The following is an 18,246-nucleotide window of genomic DNA, read 5'->3' on the forward strand; positions in this document are numbered from 1 at the left end:
GTCGGCGGCGGGTCAGTGCTCGTGCGGACCGGGCCGGTGGACGGGGCCGTGCGCGTCCTCGCAGTGGCCCGCCGTGACGGGATGCCCGGCGCGCGCGGTGATCTGCAGCAGGTCCTCGTGCGTGTCGTCCTCGCCGAGGTGGTCGACCTGGAGGGTGGCGTGGGTGAGGCCGTACTCCTCGCGCAGCAGGGTCTGCAGGGCGCGGCGCACGGCGTGGCAGTCGCCGGCCGGGGCGACGAGCACGTGCGCGGAGAGCGCGGGCTGCCCGGAGGTGATCTGCCACACGTGCAGGTCGTGGATCTCGACGACCTGCGGGACGGCCGCCAGGCGGTCGCCCAGGGCGTCGGGGTCGAGGCCGGCCGGAGCGGCTTCCAGGAAGACCCGGCCGGAGGCGCGGATCAGCCCGGTGCCGGCCTTGAGCATCAGCGCGACCACGACGAGGGTGGCGATGGCGTCGGCGCGGGCGAAGCCGGTGACCAGGACGACGACGCCGGAGACCGCGGTGGCGACGAAGCCGTAGAGGTCGGTGAGGATGTGCTGGTAGGCGCCCTCGACGTTCAGGGAGCTGCGGTTGGCCTTCGCGATGCACCAGGCGGCGACGACATTGACGAGGATGCCGACGACGGCGGTGATCACGACGAGTCCGCCGGTGACCTCGGGCGGGCTGATCAGCCGCTGGACCGCCTCCCAGGCCAGCCAGAGCCCGAGCAGCAGCAGGGTGAGGCCGTTGGCCTGCGCGGAGAGGATCTCGGCGCGCTTGAGCCCGTAGGTGTAGCCGCCCCGGGCGGGGCGCGCGGCCAGCCGCATGGCGACCAGGGCCAGCACGATGGAGGCGGCGTCGGTGAGCATGTGCGCGGCGTCGGAGAGCAGTGCGAGGGAGCGGGCGACGACGCCGACGACGACCTCGGCGCCCATGTAGCCGACGATCAGGGTCAGGGCGATGGTCAGCCAGCGGCGGTCGGCGTCGGCGGCGACGCCGTGGCTGTGCCCGTGCGCGTCGTCCCCGTGCTCGTGACCGTGATCGTGCTCGCGACCGTGGTGACCGTGCCCGTGACTGGTGCCCACTTCCACTCCCTGTCCGTCGTGCCGCTGTTCGACGCAGGGCAGTGAACACCGGGCGGAGCGGTCTTGGCAAAGGCTGCAACGGTGCCGGTTACCAGTGTCATTAAGACGGCTGTGACCTGCGGTTCTCTCCCGGAGGAGGGTGGTGCGGGCCGGGGCCCGGCGGTCGCGCGGCCGCCGGGCCCCGGGCAGCCGGCTCAGGCCTTGCCGTGCCACTTCGCGGAGACCACCTGGTGCCCGAAGGAGTGGGGCAGCGTCTTCTCGCCGTGGTGCGGGGCGAGGGTCAGCGGGTGGCCCTTGAAGTCCTTCTTGTCCCAGACGGTCACCTCGGAGGCGCCGTTGTTGTAGAGCGAGGCGACGTGGCCGAACTGCGCATGCTTCGTCAGGTCCTTGAGATCCTTGCCCTGGGCCTCGACCGTGGCCGCCTTGCCGGTGTAGTCGGCCCCGCTGTACGCGCACAGGTGGCCGGAGGGGCAGTTCTTCGGCGCCGTGCCGTGGTGCGGGGCGGGGGCCGCCGCGGCGACGGCCGTTCCGGCGGCGGGGGCGAGGAGGGCGGCGGCCAGGCAGAGGGCGGCCGTGAGGTTCCGCTTGCGGTGAGTGTTCATGGCGACACTGCTAGCACGGCCGCCGGGCCCCCGGCGGCGCCGCGTCATTCCCCGGAGGGAATCCCGTCACCCGAAACGATCTCCCCGCGGGTCCGCGGTGGACGCCCGCGGTGGACGTCCGGGGCGGCGCGATCCGCTCGCGCCCGAAGGGAGTTGACGAGGCGTCAGGATCCTGGCCGCGTCACTACCGGCGGCGCAGTCCGCGCAGGATCTTCCCCTCGGTGCTGAGGTAGCCGTGCGCGTAGTCGAAGCGCGGGGCGGCCGCGAAGGTGAGGTAGAGCCACTTGAAGTTCTCGGCGAAGACGTACGCCGGGCAGCGGTCGCCCAGCGTCATGGGGCGCCGGGTGACGTCCGCGACGACGGTGTAGCCGCCGGGCACGCGGTGATGCCGCGTCAGGTTCTGGAAGTAGCGCCAGGCCGTGGTGCGGTAGTAGGGGTCGCCGGTCTGCCAGTACAGCTCGAAGGCGCAGTTGGCGTACTCGGGGCGCAGTTCGTTGCCGCGCGAGAGGATGTCGAGCCGCGTGTAGTCGATCGCCTCGGGGATCACACCGTACTTGTCCATCACGGCCGTCCACGAGCGGTAGTAGTCGGCGGCGAGCGCGTTGTCGCCGCCGACGGGCAGGACGGCGACGGCGAGGGAGGACTGGTGGCGGTCGAGGGGGACGCCGGTTCTGAAGTCGACGGTCCTGAACCAGACCCTGCCGTCGACGCGTTCGACGACCCGCTGCTTGAGCGCGTCGTCGACCAGCCGGAACCAGCGCAGGCAGTCCGGGTCGTGGAACATCTCCCAGCCACCCCACAGGTACTCGTAGAAGGAGTCCGCGGGCGGGTTGACCGAGACGTCCTTGGGGTCGGACCACAGTCCGGTCTCCACGTCGATGGTGGTGCCCAGCAGGTTCAGCGCGGAGCGGCGCTCGACGATCGCGCGCAGCGCGCGCTTGGCCACCCGGAAGTAGCGCCGGTCGCCGGTGAGTTCGGACAGCACGCCGAACTCCAGGATGTTGGTGCCGACCTCGGCCAGCGGCACGATCGTGCCGGAGACGGCGCCGGTGCGCAGGTTGACGAACCGGTAGGGCATGCCGGTGGGCGAGGAGAGGAAGGCGGGCAGCAGCCGGTCGGCGAGGTCGGCGCCGCGCTCCAGCAGGGCGCGGTCGCCGGTGGCGAGGTAGCCGGCCAGCAGCCCGCCGACGAGCCGGATGACGGCCTCGAAGACCTGGAACTCGGCGTCGATGTCGAAGTCCAGCCGGCTGGTGATCCACGAGACGCTGCGGGCGAGTTCGTCGTCGAGGCCCATCACGTAGTGGGTGTCGAGGGCCTCGACGATGGACAGTCCCACGGGGTGCCGGCTCGCGAAGAACTCGCGGTGACCGCGCGAGAGGGGCAGCAGCTCGTCGTGGCCCCAGGCGTGGGCCTTGTAGCCGCGCCAGGCGTGCAGGAACTCGGCACGGATCCGCTCGGCCTTCTGCCGGTCCGGCGGTCCGGCCGTGCGCCGGGCCGGCAGCGGGAAGGCGGCGGGCACGGCGGCGGGCACGGCGGCGGCAGCGGGTTCGCCCGTCGCCGCGTCCGGGTGGGCGGGGGCGGTGGCGCGGGGGCCGCCGCCGAGGGTGAGCCCGCCGGCGGCGGCCAGTGCCGTGACGACGCCGCGCCTGCTGGGGAACGCGGCGGGCAGCCCGTAGTTCAGCACGTGCGGTCCTCCTGGCGGGAGCGGAACGGGACAGCGTCCCCGGGCGCTCCCAGTGTGGAGCCCGCACCGCCACGGCCCGGCACCGCCACGGCGGGGTGCGCACGGATAGGGGCCGGGTGCCGGGAGCCGACGGGGCCGATCGGCCGAAGGCGGGGCGCGGCGGCGGGGAGTGACGGGGCGTCGGGAAGGCGCGGGTGATCCTCCCGCCCCTGGGCCCCTTCCGACGCCGCGTCAGGTGACGGTGCGTCGGACGACGGGGTGTGGCACCCGGCACGGCGGGTGCGCTCGCTGGTCCGGGCGGCACCGCCCCGTACCGCCGGCCCGCCGCCCGGCCGTGCCGGGTCCGCTCAGCACGGGAGGGGGTCGGCGATGGCCGGTGTCGTGGGCCCGGTGTTGCGGCAGAAGCGGTAGCCCTGGTCCCTGAGGTCGGCGACGATGCCGGGCAGCGCGTCGGGGAACCGGGTGAACAGGTGCCCGAGGATCACCCCGCCGGTCTTGGCCGACGCCGGGGCCTCGCGCACGCTCGCGCGCAGCGCCTCCGGGGAGCGGAAGACGCCGCCGGAGGTCTGCCAGTCGAGGGTGTCGACGGTCCAGGTGCAGATCCGCTGGCCCAGCCCCGCGGCGAGGCGCTCCTCGCGCGGGCCGAAGTCCCCGTAGGGCGGGCGCAGCAGGGAGCTGTGCACCCCGTCGTGGATCTCCTGCCGGGCGCGGGACTCGGACAGGCGGGGCAGATGCGGGTGGGAGTAGCTGTGGTTGCCGACCCAGTGGCCCTGCTTGCGGAGGTCCTCGGCGATGCGCGGCTGCTGCGCCGCGTACTGGCCGATGAGGAAGAAGGCGGCGCGGATGCCCTTGCCGCGCAGGTACTCCCCCACCCGCACGGCCCGTTCGGGGTCGTCGTAGGACCAGTCGTCCAGTGAGAGCAGCACGCGGCCGGATCTGTTGCCGCACCGCGCCTGGTCGTAGCCGGGCGCCCGCTCGTCGGTGGTGGGGGCGGCCGTCGCGGGGGCCGGGGCGAGCAGGGCCGTGAGGGCGGCGACGGCGGCGGTCAGGGCCCCGGCGCGGGACCGCCGGTGCGCCGGACGGCGGGCGGGGGCCGGCTGCCGGGATACGGGCATGGACGCACTCTCCTCCTGCGGTCGCGGTGCGCTCCGACGGTTCCCGATGATTCCCGAGCCGGTGCCGGGCCGCCACCCCAGGGGTGTGGGCCGGACGGGGTGTCAGGAGCCGTTCAGGAGCGCGGAGGTGGCCTCGGCGTCGGCGCGCAGCCCCAGTTCGCGGTAGAGGGCGCGGGCCCGCCGCAGGTGTCCGGTGGCCCGCGTGTCCTGCCCGGCGTGGCGCAGCGCCTGCCCGAGCACCTGGTGGCCCCGGGCCGTGAGCAGGTGTTCCTGGGCGAGGCGGGCGCCTTCCAGGGCACGGCGCGCGTGGTCGAGGGCGGCTTCCGTGCCGCCCGCGGCCAGCAGGGCCTCGGCGAGCCGGTAGTGGCTCTCGGTCTCGATGCGGCCGTGGCCGGAGGCCCGGGCCTGCTCCAGCACCCGGGTGTAGTGCCGGACGGCGTCGGTGTGCCGGCCGTCCTGGAAGAAGCTGTGGGCCTCGGTCATGAGCACCGTCATCAGCCACTCGCCGTCGGTCTCGCCGGTGAAGCGGGCGGCCAGCTCCCGGCACTCGGCGCCGATGCGGGCGAGGTCCGTGGCCCGCCCGGGGTCGCGTACCTCCACCTGGAGCAGGACGGTGCGGCGCCGGGCGCACAGTCTGCGGTCGCCGGTGGCCTCGGCGAGGGCGACCGAGCGCTCGGCGCAGGTGCGGGCGGCGGCGAAGTCACCGCGCTCCAGGTACAGCTCGGCGAGCATCGACAGCGCGAAGAGCACGGCGAGGAAGCGGCGGGAGCCGTCGGCGAGGGTGGGCGTCTCGCCGAAGAGTTCGAGGACCGTCAGCAGGTGGTCCCGGGAGCGGTCGGAGGAGGCGTGGTTGCGGTGGATGACGCCGGCCGCGAAGTGCGCGGTGCCGACGTGGTCGTCGCCGCACAGCCGCTGGGCGGCGGGGACGAGGTCGGCGGCGGCCCGCACCAGGGAGGCCAGGGGCACCGACTCCTCGAAGCAGGGCATGAGGGCGAGGATGTCGACGGCGAGCGCGACGGCGTCGGCGTCGTCGCAGGCCGCCGCCTGTTCGACGAGGGCGGTGAGCGCGGGCAGGGCGCCGCGCACCCAGGCGACGGCCGCGGGCCCCTCGCCCACGTCGGGTCCGGCCGAGCGGCGCGGGTGGCACTCGTTGGTGAGCGGTTTGCCCAGCGGCTGGCTGGCGAGGACGGCGCGGACGACTCCGGCGCACAGGAAGTCGACGGCGCGGACGACCGCGTCCAGGCGCTGTCGTCCGCCCAGTCCGGCGCGGGCCTTGGCGCGGGCGTAGACGCCGACCAGGTCGTGGTAGCGGTAGCGGCCCGGCGCGCGGGTCTCCAGCAGGGCCGCGTCGACGAGTGCCTCCAGGACGTCCTCGGCGTCGGGGCAGGGCAGCTCCAGCACGGCGGCCGCGGCCTCGATGTCCCATTCGGTGCGGTGCGGCAGCGACAGCAGCATGAAGGCGCGGGCGTGCGCGCGGTCGAGCTGCGCGAAGGACATCTCGAAGGCGGCCTCCACGGCGAGGTCGCCCGCGCGCAGCTCGCCGAGCAGCCGGGCCTCGTCGGACATCCGGGCGAGCAGCGCCTCGACGCTCCAGGCGGGGCGGGCGGCGAGCCGGGCGGCGGTGACCCGCAGGGCGAGCGGCAGCCTGCCGCAGACCTCGGCGAGCGCGGCGACGGCCCGCGGCTCCTGCTCGATGCGGTGCGCTCCGGCGATCCGGCCGATGAGCGCGACGGCGTCGTCGGGGCCGAGCCCGTCGAGCGGCAGGGTCGCGGTGGCGGGCATGGCCGTGAGGGCGCGGGCGGTGACGAGCACGGCGCACCGGCCGCTGCCGGGCAGCAGGGGCTGGACCTGGGCGACGCTCACGGCGTTGTCGAGGACGAGCAGGACGGCGCGGCCGGCGAGCGCGGAGCGGAAGAGGGCGGCGCGGTCGGCGGTACGGGCGGGGACGCGCGCGGGCGGCACGCCGAGGGCGGCGAGGAAGCCGCCGAGGACGTCCCCGGGGTCGACGGGGTCGCCGTCGGCGCCGCGCAGTTCGGCGTAGAGCTGGCCGTCGGGGAAGCGGCCGCGGACCGCGTGGGCGGTGCGCAGGGCCAGGGAGGTCTTGCCGACGCCGCCCATGCCGGTGATGACGGCCACGGCGGGCGAGCCGCCGTCGCCGCTGTCGACGGCGCTGCCGGAGGTGCTGTCGGCGGTGCCGGTGAGCGTGCGCGCGAGGGCGGCCGCCTGGTCGGCGCGGCCGGTGAAGTCGGCGGGCGGGGCGGGGAGTTGGGCGGGGACGGCCGGTGCGGCGGGTACGCCGGCGGGTGCCGGGGCGGTGGCCGGGGGCGCGGCCCCGCGGGCGGCGGGGCGGCCCGGCGAGGGGGTGGCGGCCCCGGCCTCGCCGGCGAGGATCGCGGCGTGGGCGGCCTTCAGGGCGGGGCCGGCGTCGACGCCGAGTTCCTCGTCGAGCACGCGGCGGGCGCGGTCGTAGGCGGCAAGAGCGTCGGCGGTACGGCCCGAGCGGTACAGGGCGAGCATCAGCGCGCGGTGCAGCCGCTCGCGGTAGGGGTGCAGGTCCAGGGCGCTCAGGATGCCGGGGACGGCGTCGGCGTGCCGGCCGCACTCCAGCAGCAGCTCCAGATAGTGCTCCAGCGCGCCGGCCTGCTGCTCGGTCAGGGCCTGGCGCTGGGCGTGGGCGTAGGGGCCGGTGAGCCCGGCGAGCGGCGGGCCCTGCCACAGGCCGAGCGCCTCCTCCAGGAGGGCGACGGCGCTCTCGGGGGTGCCGTCGGCGGCGGCGGTGCGGGCCTGTTCGGTCAGGCGGGTGAAGCGCAGGGCGTCGACGGAGTCCGGGGGCAGCCGCAGGAGGTAGCCGCCGGCGGCCGACTCGATGACCTCGGGCGCGGCCCCGCCGTCGGCCGCCCGGTGGGAGCGGTCGGGGGTGATGCGGGAGCGCAGCCGGTGCACGTAGTTGACGACGACGCGCCGGGCGGAGGGCGGCGGGTCGGACTCGTAGAGCCCGTCGACTATCTGGCTCGTCGTCACCAGGGTGCCGGCGCGCAGGGCCAGGGCCGCGAGGACGGCCTGCGGGCCGCGGGCGCCCGGGGAGAGCGCGCCGTGTGCGGGCGAGACGTACCGGACCGGCCCGAGCAACTGGATCCGGATCCCGGCGGCCGCTGCGCCCAAGAGTGAATTCTCCCGCTTTTCGACTGAAGAGTGGCGGGCTCGATCATAGGCGAGCGGCCCGGACGCGGACCAGGGGTGTGCCCGGCAGGCACAATTGCGGGGTGTCTCGATTCAACGTCAACGCCGGCGCCCCCTGTCCCTGCGGGCACGGCGGTCCGTACGGGGACTGCTGCGGCAGTCTGCACTCCGGGAAGCGCTCGGCCGCGACGGCCGAGCAGCTCATGCGCTCGCGGTTCAGCGCGTTCGCCCTCCAGGACGCGGCGTATCTGCTGCGCTCGTGGCATTCCAGTACGCGCCCGCCGGCCGTCGACTTCGATCCCACGGTGAAGTGGACGCGGCTGGAGATCCTCGCCACGACGGGCGGTTCGGCCTTCCACGACGAGGGCACGGTGGAGTTCCGTGCCCATTACGAGGTGGGACGGTATGCCGATGCCCAGCACGAGAACAGCCGTTTCGTGCGCGAGAGCGGGCAGTGGGTGTATCTGGACGCCGCTCCTTGAGGACGCCGTGCCGTGAAAGGGGCGGCCGGGCCGGCTCCCGGCCGCCCCGCCCGCCCCTGGCCGGGGGTGTTCAGCAGGGTTCGCGCCAGGCGTCGAGACCGAGTTTCTTGCGCATGGAGCTGAAGCCGAGCTGCCGCGTGCCCGCGCAGAAGTCCTCCTTCGGCAGTTCGTACTCGACGTGGAAGACCGGTTTGCCGTGCTCGGCAAAGGGCCGCAGCCGGTCGCATTCCTTGAACTGCGCGCACTGTTCGTTGACCGCGAAGTCGAAGTCCCCGACGAGCTGCGGGACTTGTTCGAGGTCGTTCTTCAGTCCGACGGCCAGGCCCCGCTCGTGGGCCTGCCGCGCGAGCATCCGGTTGAAGGCGAGCTGGTCCGCCGCCGTCAGCGGGAAGCCGGTGTTGTTGCGGAATCCCTCGGTGAGGTCGGGCTCCACGGCGTCGAAGCCCTTCTCCCGGCACATGTCCATGCGTTTGCCCATGAGGGGCGCGAGCACGTCCAGGCGGCGGATGTCGAGCCACTTCTCGCCTTTCCAGCCCTTGTTCTTCGCGCCGAGCAGCGACTCGGGGAACGCGTCGTGGTCGTCGCGGAAGTCCTCCCAGGCGCCCGCGTTGATGTAGCAGATCACCTTGCGGCCCCGGTCGTGCAGCCGCGCCACGGTGCGCGCGTCGTTCTCGAAGCCGTCGATGTCGTAGACGGGCGCGTCGACGGAGGTGTCGACCGCGCCGTCGAGCTGCCACTGCCAGGCCGTGCCGGGGCGGGGCCGCCAGTGGCCGTCCGCTCCGCTCCCGCCCGGGGTGCCCTGCGGGCTGCGGCCCGGGGTGGGGGCGGCGGAGGAGGAGGGCGGGGTGCCGGGCGCCGTACGGTCCGTACGGGTCTCGGAGCCGCCCTTGGCGGAGCCGCCCCCGGAGGAGCAGCCGGCCAGGGCGAGCAGTCCCGCCGCCGTGAGTGCGGCGAGCCGACGCCGGGTGCGGGCCTGCGCGGTCATGACGCCTCCCTCAAGGTCCAGGGCACGTGCCGCCAGGGGTTGGCCCCCCGGCCGGGCACCGCGCAGTGCACCCCGGCCCCGCGCCCGCCGGCCGTGCGGGCCACCGCCCGGGCGTGCTCGGGGGGCACGCCGTGGACGAGGTGGCAGAAGCGCTCCGGCGGGTGGGCGCGCGTCCACGGCGGGACCGTGACGTGCGTGTAACTCTCCCAGCTGCCCTCGAACGTCACGAGCAGATCGGCGAGTTCCGCGTAACCGGGGTCGGGGTGGGTGCCCGGGTTCAGTACGGCGGTGCGCGCGCCCAGTGCCCTGGCGACGATCAGCAGCCGCCGGTAGCGGGGCAGCAGCGCGGGGTGCGCGGCGGCCTGGTCGTAGAAGACGCCGTCCACGCCGTACCACCTGCGGTGGCGGCGGACGTCGGCGGCGACGGCACGCGGCGGGCGGCGGCCGTAGCCGGTGTCGACGTAGCCGAAGAGGGTCACGCCCGCGCCGCGCAGCCGCTCGGCTGCGGCGGTGAACGCGGGGTCGGGGCGCGGGCCGGGGCCGTCGGCGGCGTTGAGGACCACGCCGTGCAGACGGGGCGCGGCGGCGGCGAGGGCCTCCCAGGCCGCGGGGTCGACGCCGGGGTGGACGTAGAGCGGGACGAGCAGTTTCACCGGGCACGCTCCCCCGTCCGGGCCGCCGTCTCGGCCCACAGGTCGGCCAGGGAGTCGGCCAGCGGCACGCGCGGGGACCAGCCGAGGCTGCGGGCGGCGAGGGTGATGTCGGCCTGCGTCCAGGGGACGGCGGCGGAGCGCGGCGAGCCCGCGCCGCCCTCGTCGAGGACGCCCCGGAACCCGGCCGCCGCGATGAGCGCGCCGGCGACGTCGCGGACCGGGCGGGCCGTACCGCTGCCGATGTTCAGCAGGTCCGGCAGGCTGTCCGGGGCGGCGGCCACCGCGCGGGCGACGGCCTCGGCCACGTCGCGGACGTCGACGAAGTCCCGGTGGGCGGACAGGTCACCGACCTCGATCCGGCCCTCGGGCCCGGCCCGGAGCAGTTCGGCGGCGAGCCGGCCGGGCAGCGAGCCGGCCGGGGCCCCGGGGCCGACGGGGTTGAAGACCCGCAGGACGACGGCGTCCAGGCCCGATTCCCGCACGGCGAGGGTGCCGGCGAGCTTGGTGGCGCCGTAGAGGCCGAGCGGGCCGGCGGGGTCGGTCTCGCTGCGGGGGCGCCGGCCGTCGGCGGGCCCGTACTCGCCGGCCGAGCCGAGGTGGACCAGGCGGGCGGCGGGGGCGGCCGCGCGCAGCGCCTCGCACAGTACGGCGGGGCCGCGGGCGTTGAGGGCGGCGAGGGTCACCGGGCTGCCGCCGACCGCGCCGGCGCAGTTGACGACGGCGTCGGGCGCGGCCCGGCGCAGCCGGGCGGCCAGCTGCTCCGCGTCGTCGGTGACGAGGTCGGCGGGCAGGTCCGCGCCGGGGGGCCGGCCGGCCACGAGCACCCGCGCGCCCGGGAGGGTGCGCAGGCGTCGGGCGATGTGCCGGCCCAGGAAGCCGGTGGCTCCCAGGACGAGGATGCGCATGGGGTTACGGTCACGCTCCCTTGATGAGCATGTCGCGGTGCAGGGAGAACTCCCGGTTGGCCCGGTCGTAGTCGTCGGGGCGGCCGATGTCGAGCCAGTAGCCGTCGAACTCGTAGGCGTGCGGCGGGGTGTCGGCGCCCAGCATGTCGAGGACGAGTTCGTCGAAGCCGAGCGGCAGGCCGGGGGTGTAGCGCTCCAGGGCGGCGCGGGAGACGCCGTAGACGCCCATGGAGACGCGGTAGTCCAGGCTGGGTTTCTCGGCGAAGCCGACGACGCGGCCGGAGTCGGTGGTCAGCACCCCGAAGTCGATGCTGACCCGGCGGGCGTAGGTGGCGATGGTCAGCGGGGCCCCGGAGGCGATGTGGGTGCGGAGCACGTCGCCGAAATCGAGGTCGGTGAGGATGTCGCCGTTCATCGCGAGGAAGTGCTCGGGCAGCCTCTCGCGCATCGTCAGCAGCGGGCCCATGGTGCCCAGCGGGCTCTCCTCGGTGGTGTAGTCGACCTTCATGCCCCACTGGGAGCCGTCGCCGACGTAGGCGCGGATGATGTGGCCGAGGTGGCCGATGGCCAGGGTGCAGCTGGTGAAGCCCGCTCCGGACAGCTGGCGCATCACGATCTCCAGGATCGCGTGCTGGTCGCCGATGGGCACGAGCGGCTTGGGCAGGGCGGTGGTGTACGGGCGGAGCCGGACGCCCTTGCCTCCGGCGAGGATGACTGCGTGCATGAGGTGCTGTTCCTCTCTGCGTGGGGTGCGGCGCGGGATACCGGCGCGCGGGGGGCGCGGCGCGGTCCGGGCGCGTCAGACGTTGTAGATGCCGGCCTTGTAGCGGGCGAGGTTCAGCGGGTCGCGGAAGAAGTCGATGGTGCGGCGCAGCCCTTCCTCCAGGGTGTGGGCGGGTGCCCAGCCGGTGGCGGCCCGCAGCCGGCCCGCGTCGCAGACCAGCCGCATGACCTCGGAGTCGGCCGGGCGGACGCGCTCGGCGTCGGAGCGGACGTCGAGTTCGGCGTCCATGAGCTTGCCGATCAGGCCGACCAGTTCGCCGACGGAGATCTCCTCGCCCGTACCGGAGTTGAAGGTGCGGCCGACGACCGCCTCGGCGGGGGCGGTGCCGACGGCGAGGAAGGCGGCGACGGTGTCCTTGACGTAGCTGAAGTCACGGGTGGGCCGCAGGTCGCCGAGGGTGATCTCCCGGGAGCCGGCCGCCACTTGGCCGATGACGGTGGGGATGACGGCGCGCATGGACTGGCGGGGGCCGAAGGTGTTGAAGGGGCGCAGGGTGACCACGGGCAGTCCGAAGCTCGCGTGGTAGCTGTCGGCGAGCCGGTCGCCGCCGGCCTTGGACGCGGCGTACGGGGACTGGGTGTTGATGGGGTGGTCCTCGGATATCGGCACGGTCCGCGCGGTGCCGTAGGTCTCGCTGGTGGAGGTGTGGACCAGGCGCGGGACGCCCTGGGCGCGGACGGCCTCCAGCACGTTGAGGGTGCCGGTGACGTTGGTCTCCACGTAGCTGTGCGGGGCGCGGTAGGAGTACGGGATCGCGATGAGGGCGGCCAAGTGGTAGACGGTTCCGGCGCCTTGGACGAGGCCGCCGACGGAGCCGGGGTCGCGGACGTCGCCGAGGACGACCTCGACCTCGGCGAGCACGTCCTGGTCGAGGGTGTCGAGCCAGCCGTAGGAGGAGAAGGAGTTGTACTGCACCATGGCGCGGACCTTGTGGCCGGCGGCGACGAGCGCCTCCACCAGGTGCGAGCCGATGAATCCCTCCGCTCCGGTGACGGCGGCGAGTGCGGATGCGGTCATGTGCGGGTCCCCCTTGGTCGGAGCTTTCTGACGGGTTGTCGGAATCGGTCGGTGGTCGGGCAGGCGGCGGTCAGCGGTGCGTGGTCAGCCGGCCCAGCAGGGCGGTGGCGGCGGCGAGCAGGGCGGCGGCCGTGGTGGCGCACACCAGGAGCTGCACGGCGGTGGCCGTGGAGATCCGCAGGGCGAGGGCGGCGCTCTCGGCCCCGGCGGCGGCCAGGCACAGCAGGGCCGGGAGCCGTCCGAGCCCGAACGCCTGGAGCAGCAGCCCCGTCCACAGCACGGCTCCCAGGGCGAGCAGCGCGGCCAGGCGTGCCACGGTCAAGGGCGGTCCTCCGTGCCAGATCCGGCTGACCGTCAGGTCGAGGGCGAGCAGGACGGCCAGATAGCCGGCGAGGCAGCGGGCGAGCACCCCGGCCACCCGCAGCAGCAGCCCCGGGCGGGTGGTGGCGCGGGCGAGGGCCGCGAGGGAGCGTCCCCGGCAGCGGTAGAGGAGCCACTCGGCGGCGCCCATGCTCAGGGTCAGGGAGACGACGGCGGGCCCGGCCGCCCGCGCCCCGGTGCTCGCGCGCAGGACGTCGCCGAGCGCGGCGAGGGTCGTGAGCACCCCGCAGCCCAGGCCGAAGAGACCGTAGGGCAGCGAGGCGAGCGGCGAGAGCGCGCCCGCCCCGCCCGGCACCGGCTCCCCGCGGGCGCCCAGGAGTTCACGGACGGCGACGCCGGCCGCGCCGCACAGCGTGGCGAGCAGCAGCAGGACGCGCGCGGTGACCGGCAGCGGCAGTACGGGCAGCAGGGCCGCTCCCCCGGCGGTGGGCAGCAGGACGAGCAGCAGGAGCCTCTCCCGCCCCAGCACCAGCAGGCAGGTGGCGGCGGCGAGGTAGCCGGCCTGTCCGGCGGCGAAGGCCCGTACGGGCGCCGGGGCGGGCAGCGCGAGCGCGGCCGCGGTGGCCAGCAGCGCGCCCAGCGGCGCGCCCCGTGCGAGCACCCGCGCGGCGGCGGGGCGCCCGCCGCCGGCCAGGCGCAGATAGGCGCGGTGGGCGAGTCCCTGGTTGAAGGCCCAGGCGAGCAGGGCGGAGGCGACCAGCGCGGCGGTGCCCTGCGGCAGCCCGTAGTGGTCGCGGGCGCCGGTCATCATCGGCGCGCCGAGCGCGTAGCCGAAGCCGGGCAGGGTGAACACCAGGGAGCGCAGCGGGAATTGGGCGGGGTGGACCTTCCAGGGGTCGGGCCGGGGCGGGGGTTCGGGGTGGCTGCGGGGGACGCGGGCGTAGAGCTCGGCGGCGAGGTCGAAGGCGTCGGCCCGGCCGTAGCGTTCGGTGATCTGCTCGCCGGTGAGCCCGTCGGCCTCCAGGACGGCGGCGATCTCGTCGGGGTGCACGGCCGCGGCGCAGACCTCGGCGAGTTCCTCGGCGAGCGCGTCCAGGGGGTCGGCCGGGCCGGCCGGGCGGGGGTGCCCGCTGTGGCGGGCTGGGGTGGCGAGGCCGTGGACGGGCTCGGGCTCGTCGGGGACCAGGCGCAGTAATCCGCTCATCCCGCACCGCCCGCGGCGAGGGCCAGCGCGGGGGCCGGGCAGGCGTCGGAGCGGTGCGCGGCGCCGGGCCGGGGCGCGGCCGCGGCACACAGGTCGCGGTAGATGTCGCGGAAGGCGGTGATGGTCTGCCGGAGCGTGAACTGCTCGATCACCCGCAGGCGGGCGGCCTCGCCCATGCGGGCGCGCAGTCCGTCGTCGCGCAGCAGGGTGAGCGCGGCCTGTGCCATCGCGTGCGGGTCGCGGGGCGGGACGACCAGCCCGGCGTCGCCGACGGCCTCGCGGACCCCGCCCACGTCGGTGGAGACGGTGGCGCGGCCGCAGGACATGGCTTCGATGAGGGTGAAGGGGAAGCCCTCGCTGATGCTGGAGAGCATGACGACGTTGCCGGCGGCGTAGGCGTCGCGGATGTCCTCGACGCGGCCCTCGAAGACGACGCCGTCGCCGACGCCGAGCTCGGCGGCGAGGTTCTCGCAGGCGGTGCGGTAGCCCTCGCCGCCGCGCGGTGTGCCGCCGAACAGGCGCAGCCGCGCGGCGGGTATCTCCTCGCGGACGAGCGCGTACGCGCGGATGAGGGTCTCCAGCCCTTTGATCGGGTCGACGCGGCCGGCCCAGCTCAGGGTCGGGGCGGCGGGCTCGGGTCCGGCGGGCGGGAAGGCGGTGGGGTCGACGCCGTTGTAGACGGTGCGGATGCGTTCGGGCGGGGTGCCCCCGTGCTCCTCCCAGCGGCGGTTGTAGCGGTTGCCGGGGGTGACGAGGGCGGCGCGGCGGTAGGTCTCGGCGGCCAGCAGCCGGAACAGGGCGAGCATGAGCGCCTTGACCGGCCACCGGTAGGGCTCGGCGCGGAAGCCCAGATAGCGCTCGCGCAGATAGATGCCGTGCTCGGTGAGGAGGAAGGGGGTGCCGTGGCGCTGCTGGGCGAGCAGTCCGGGCACGGCCGCGAGGCCGCCGCTGACGGCGTGGGTGATGCCGGTGGCGGGGGGCCGTGCGGCGAGCGGGCGCAGCGCGTGCTCCAGCAGGTCGGTGGCGGTCAGCGCGTCGTGCAGGGTGGGGCGGGCCGCGGCGGTGTCCAGGCGCGGGCTGTTCCACACGCGTACGAGGGTGCGGGCCGCGGCCTCGGTGCGCAGCGCGGCGGAGAGGGTACCGGCGGTCGCGTACTCGGCGAGCCGGTAGAAGCCGGTGGGGAAGGTGTGCTCGCGCGCGGGGTCGAGGAGCGCGAGGAGGAACTGCTCGTACGTGCCGAGGAAGGCCCGCCGGGCCCGGCCGCGCGGGGCGCGGCCGGGCGGGGGCGGCCCCCACAGCGGGTGGCACTCCACGTCCCGGACGTGGGCGGGGAGCTCCCAGGCGAGGGGTTCCCGGCCGGTGCCGGTCACCGCGATGATCCGGAAGTCGACGTCGGGCATGCCCTGGACCAGCTGGTCGCACCACACGCTCACTCCCCCGTGGCTGTGCGGGTAGGTCCCTTCGGTGAGCAGGGTCACCGAAGGGGTGTCGGTTGCCGTTCGGGCGGACGGTCCGTGCATGAAAGTCGGTTCTCTCCCAGACGAGGCGCGGCTGTGGGACGGCCCGGCACCGGGCGGGTGGCGGGTCAGCGGCGGGTGGTGTCCCCGGGCCCCAGCGGCAGGGCGTGGCGCACGGCCTGCGGCACGGGCAGGGCGGGCGCCGGCGGCTGGGGGTGCGCGGCCGGACCGGTGGCCGGGTGCGCGGCGGGCGCGGCCGCGGTGGCGGGCAGGGTGAGGGTGATGCGGTCCTGGCCGGGGGCGGGCGCGGCCCAGCCGGAGCGTGCTCCGGCGTAGGCGGTGCCGAAGGCGGTGGCGCCCTGCTGCTGGGTGCCGGCGGGCACGGTGGCGGTGGCCTGGACGCCGGCGGGCGCGTCGATGGTGACGGTGGTGCCGACGCGGTAGGCGGTGACCTTGCCGGCGGCCAGGGCGGTGTTCCAGGCGGCCCGCCTGGACAGTTCGGCGCCGATGTCGCGCATGCGGAGGTTGACCAGCGGGGTGTTGTCGGCGAAGAGGCCCTGGTAGTCGGAGAGCACCTTCTCCAGGACGGTCAGGCCGATGCGCTCCTCGGCGAGGTTCGACTGGTGCATGAAGTGCGGCCGGGGGTCGTTGGCGAGGACGTGGCCGAGGGCGATACGGCTCTCCAGCGGGACGATGTAGGACGCGAAGCCGGTCTTCATGTCGAGGGGGGCCTTGAGGCAGGTGGTGGTCGTGGAGTGCTCGCAGATGCCGCTGCCGCCGTCGGCCTTCTTGGTGTAGAGCCAGTTGTACTCGTCGGTCTCCTCGGTGGCGCTGCCCGCGTTGTAGTAGACGTTCATGGGGTAGCGGGGCACGGTCAGCGCGGGGCCGACGGGGCGCTGGGCGCGTTCGCGGGAGGTGTCGCTGCCGATCCAGGCGACGCCGGACTTCGCGAGGACGGGTGCGAGGTTGGGATTGTCGTCGGGCTGCTGGGGGGTGGTGCGCAGTCCGGAGTGCTCTCCGGTGACGAGTTCGTCGCGGTCGAGGACGAGTCCTTGGCGGGCGGCCCAGTCGAGGTTCTTGCCGATCTCGCCGCTGATGGTGTCCGCGTCGACCCAGCGCACGGTGCCCTGGGCGTCGGTGGCGCACTTCCACGGGACGGTGGTGGTGTTCTGCCGGCAGCCGAGGAAGGCGTGCGTGTAGGTGTGGTTGATCCAGCGGAAGGACTTCTGGTCGGCGGTGAGCTGCTGCAGCAGCGGGTCGGGGGCGCCGCCGTGGGCCGCGCGGTACTCCTCGCTGCCGACGCCGTTGTAGGCGAAGTCGATGGGCAGGTTGTGGTCCTTGGACCACTGCCGGGCGTGGACGGCGTCGGCGGGGGTCATCCGGATCGGGGGGTGCTGGGGGTCGGGGTTGCCGGGGCAGTCGACGTCGCCGGGGGTGCACTTGAGCTTGGTGTCCCAGCGGTCGTCGGAGGCGAAGAGGTCGTCGACGTGGACCGCGAAGTAGTTGCGGGAGGCGCCCAGGTGCACGCCCTGGGTGAGCCATTCGACGATGCCGCGGGAGACCAGCCGGAACTGGGACTGGTACTGGTTGGCGACGAAGGTGACGACGAGTTCGCTGCGGCCGTCGTGGGTGTACTGGCCGATGAGCGAGCCGCGCCGGTCGCTGCCGGGGACGGGGGCGTCGAGGTAGCTGGTGTAGCTCGCGCCGGGCTGCTGCTGTGCCAGCGGGGTGGCGAGGTAGCCGTAGCTCTCGCTCACCTGGGGGTCGTTGTCCTCGAAGGGGACGTTCTTGCGGAGATAGCCGAACGGGCCGGTGCCGTCCGTGGTCACCTGGGCGGTCCTGCCGTCCAAAGTTCCGCTGTATTCGGGGGTGTTGAGGCCGACGGCGGGCCGGGCGTAGGTGTACGCGTCGACCTGGCGTATGCCGAATCGTTTCTCGTAGCCGGCGAGGGCGGCCATCTCCGGCGAGTCCGGGCCGAAGGGGTTGTCGTTCGGCAGCACGACGCCCTGGAACCTGGCGCGGGGTCTGCCGGTCGCGGGGTCGGTGGCGTCGGACAGGAACGCGTCGTCGATGCGCGGGCGCGCGGGGTCGGTGAGGTCGACCCTGGTGTACGGGGTGCCGGCCTCGTCGAGCTCGGCGCGCAGTGCCTCGGTGGCGGGGCCGCCGTCGTCGACGAGCAGCACCCGCAGATCGATCCTCGGTGCCGCGTCGGCGGCCTGGGCCGCGATCGTCGGTGTGGCCACGGCGAGCAGGGCGGCCGCGGTCCATGTCGCGGCAAGACGGGTCGTACGACCCATGACAACTCCCCCCAGGACGGCCGGGCGCGGGGCGCGCGCCGCCGTCCGGTGCACGGGTGCGGGCAGCACCGGATGGACGCCTCGCCCGCACGAACGGTTTCCAGGTCCCCAAGAACCACGAACAACAGGGCTCCGGGCCGGCCGGGCCTCCCCACCCGGCCGCCGCTTCCCTCCCTGGGCGCGGACCGGCGTCCGCGCTCCGGCCGCGCGGCCGGAGCCGAGGCCGCGCGGCGGCGTCGTCGGGCGTCGGGCACGTGGGTGCACGATCGCGAAAGGCTCACAACCTCTCGACCGCCCAGCCATATAGTGCGGCATGCGTGAAGGTCTCGCCCGGCTCACCGCCCAGTCGCCGCAGGGGAGTTCGTGGCGCGCTGGCCGGAATTCGCCGCACCGCCGCACGGCCGCCGGGGACGGGGGCGTCTGCCTCCGGCGCCTGCCATCCCGACGATGACCTGTGGCTACCCGGGCGCACAGGGTGACGGAGGCCGCCTCCGG

At 75.0% G+C, this 18,246-nt stretch carries 14 protein-coding genes; 1 reads left to right on the forward strand and 13 read right to left on the reverse strand.

Annotation, left to right across the window (positions count from 1 at the left end):
- Nucleotides 1-12 precede the first annotated feature (12 nt).
- From ACFP1Z_RS22525 to ACFP1Z_RS22545, 5 genes are all read right to left on the reverse strand, one after another.
- Nucleotides 13-1,065 (reverse strand): cation diffusion facilitator family transporter, encoded by a 1,053-nt coding sequence (locus tag ACFP1Z_RS22525; RefSeq protein WP_390318767.1) that lies wholly within the window; start codon nucleotides 1,063-1,065, stop codon nucleotides 13-15.
- Between the two features lie 194 nt (nucleotides 1,066-1,259).
- Nucleotides 1,260-1,667, reverse strand: a complete 408-nt coding sequence (locus ACFP1Z_RS22530) for a peptidase inhibitor family I36 protein (RefSeq protein ID WP_390318769.1) — start codon at nucleotides 1,665-1,667, stop codon at nucleotides 1,260-1,262.
- Between the two features lie 184 nt (nucleotides 1,668-1,851).
- A complete protein-coding gene (locus ACFP1Z_RS22535) occupies nucleotides 1,852-3,351 on the reverse strand; it encodes a glycoside hydrolase family 47 protein (protein ID WP_390318771.1) in 1,500 nt (499 codons plus the stop codon).
- Nucleotides 3,352-3,698: 347 nt separating this feature from the next.
- A complete protein-coding gene (locus ACFP1Z_RS22540; RefSeq protein ID WP_390318773.1) occupies nucleotides 3,699-4,466 on the reverse strand; it encodes a polysaccharide deacetylase family protein in 768 nt (255 codons plus the stop codon).
- A gap of 102 nt (nucleotides 4,467-4,568) precedes the next feature.
- On the reverse strand, nucleotides 4,569-7,628 hold the full coding sequence (locus ACFP1Z_RS22545; protein ID WP_390318775.1) for an AfsR/SARP family transcriptional regulator: 3,060 nt from the start codon (nucleotides 7,626-7,628) through the stop codon (nucleotides 4,569-4,571).
- 101 nt (nucleotides 7,629-7,729) lie between these two features.
- On the opposite strand from ACFP1Z_RS22545, the gene ACFP1Z_RS22550 reads away from it, so the two are divergent.
- Complete coding sequence (locus tag ACFP1Z_RS22550) at nucleotides 7,730-8,128, forward strand: YchJ family protein (RefSeq protein WP_390318777.1); 399 nt, start codon at nucleotides 7,730-7,732, stop codon at nucleotides 8,126-8,128.
- Nucleotides 8,129-8,198: 70 nt separating this feature from the next.
- Here the strand turns inward: ACFP1Z_RS22550 and ACFP1Z_RS22555 are convergent, their stop codons facing one another.
- The 8 genes from ACFP1Z_RS22555 to ACFP1Z_RS22590 all read right to left on the reverse strand — a co-directional run bounded on the left by ACFP1Z_RS22555 (nucleotide 8,199) and on the right by ACFP1Z_RS22590 (nucleotide 17,751).
- Entirely contained in the window at nucleotides 8,199-9,113 is a 915-nt protein-coding gene (locus ACFP1Z_RS22555; protein ID WP_390318779.1) for an endo alpha-1,4 polygalactosaminidase, read from the reverse strand.
- Entirely contained in the window at nucleotides 9,110-9,766 is a 657-nt protein-coding gene (locus ACFP1Z_RS22560) for a spherulation-specific family 4 protein (RefSeq protein ID WP_390318781.1), read from the reverse strand. Before ACFP1Z_RS22560 ends, ACFP1Z_RS22555 begins: the two co-directional genes overlap by 4 nt.
- Nucleotides 9,763-10,671 (reverse strand): NAD-dependent epimerase/dehydratase family protein, encoded by a 909-nt coding sequence (locus ACFP1Z_RS22565; RefSeq protein WP_390318783.1) that lies wholly within the window; start codon nucleotides 10,669-10,671, stop codon nucleotides 9,763-9,765. Before ACFP1Z_RS22565 ends, ACFP1Z_RS22560 begins: the two co-directional genes overlap by 4 nt.
- Nucleotides 10,672-10,681: 10 nt before the next feature.
- Nucleotides 10,682-11,395, reverse strand: coding sequence for a nucleotidyltransferase family protein (locus ACFP1Z_RS22570; RefSeq protein WP_390318785.1), 714 nt, complete (start codon nucleotides 11,393-11,395; stop codon nucleotides 10,682-10,684).
- A gap of 75 nt (nucleotides 11,396-11,470) precedes the next feature.
- Nucleotides 11,471-12,472, reverse strand: coding sequence for an SDR family NAD(P)-dependent oxidoreductase (locus ACFP1Z_RS22575; RefSeq protein WP_390318787.1), 1,002 nt, complete (start codon nucleotides 12,470-12,472; stop codon nucleotides 11,471-11,473).
- Between the two features lie 70 nt (nucleotides 12,473-12,542).
- On the reverse strand, nucleotides 12,543-13,997 hold the full coding sequence (locus ACFP1Z_RS22580) for a hypothetical protein (RefSeq protein ID WP_390318789.1): 1,455 nt from the start codon (nucleotides 13,995-13,997) through the stop codon (nucleotides 12,543-12,545).
- Nucleotides 13,994-15,517, reverse strand: coding sequence for a GT4 family glycosyltransferase PelF (pelF, locus tag ACFP1Z_RS22585; RefSeq protein WP_390318791.1), 1,524 nt, complete (start codon nucleotides 15,515-15,517; stop codon nucleotides 13,994-13,996). Before pelF ends, ACFP1Z_RS22580 begins: the two co-directional genes overlap by 4 nt.
- Nucleotides 15,518-15,582: 65 nt before the next feature.
- Nucleotides 15,583-17,751, reverse strand: coding sequence for a hypothetical protein (locus tag ACFP1Z_RS22590; protein WP_390318792.1), 2,169 nt, complete (start codon nucleotides 17,749-17,751; stop codon nucleotides 15,583-15,585).
- Nucleotides 17,752-18,246: the final 495 nt, after the last annotated feature.

The organism is Streptomyces gamaensis (assembly GCF_042656465.1).
Classification (GTDB): Bacteria; Actinomycetota; Actinomycetes; order Streptomycetales; family Streptomycetaceae; genus Streptomyces; species Streptomyces gamaensis.

Bases quoted from the DNA above. Each gene is read 5' to 3' on its own strand.
- ACFP1Z_RS22530 (WP_390318769.1), bottom strand. From the start codon at position 1,667: ATGAACACTCACCGCAAGCGGAACCTCACGGCCGCCCTCTGCCTGGCC.
- ACFP1Z_RS22540 (WP_390318773.1), bottom strand. From the start codon at position 4,466: ATGCCCGTATCCCGGCAGCCGGCCCCCGCCCGCCGTCCGGCGCACCGG.
- ACFP1Z_RS22555 (WP_390318779.1), bottom strand. From the start codon at position 9,113: ATGACCGCGCAGGCCCGCACCCGGCGTCGGCTCGCCGCACTCACGGCG.
- ACFP1Z_RS22565 (WP_390318783.1), bottom strand. From the start codon at position 10,671: ATGCGCATCCTCGTCCTGGGAGCCACCGGCTTCCTGGGCCGGCACATC.
- ACFP1Z_RS22570 (WP_390318785.1), bottom strand. From the start codon at position 11,395: ATGCACGCAGTCATCCTCGCCGGAGGCAAGGGCGTCCGGCTCCGCCCG.
- ACFP1Z_RS22575 (WP_390318787.1), bottom strand. From the start codon at position 12,472: ATGACCGCATCCGCACTCGCCGCCGTCACCGGAGCGGAGGGATTCATC.
- ACFP1Z_RS22580 (WP_390318789.1), bottom strand. From the start codon at position 13,997: ATGAGCGGATTACTGCGCCTGGTCCCCGACGAGCCCGAGCCCGTCCAC.
- pelF (WP_390318791.1), bottom strand. From the start codon at position 15,517: ATGCACGGACCGTCCGCCCGAACGGCAACCGACACCCCTTCGGTGACC.
- ACFP1Z_RS22590 (WP_390318792.1), bottom strand. From the start codon at position 17,751: ATGGGTCGTACGACCCGTCTTGCCGCGACATGGACCGCGGCCGCCCTG.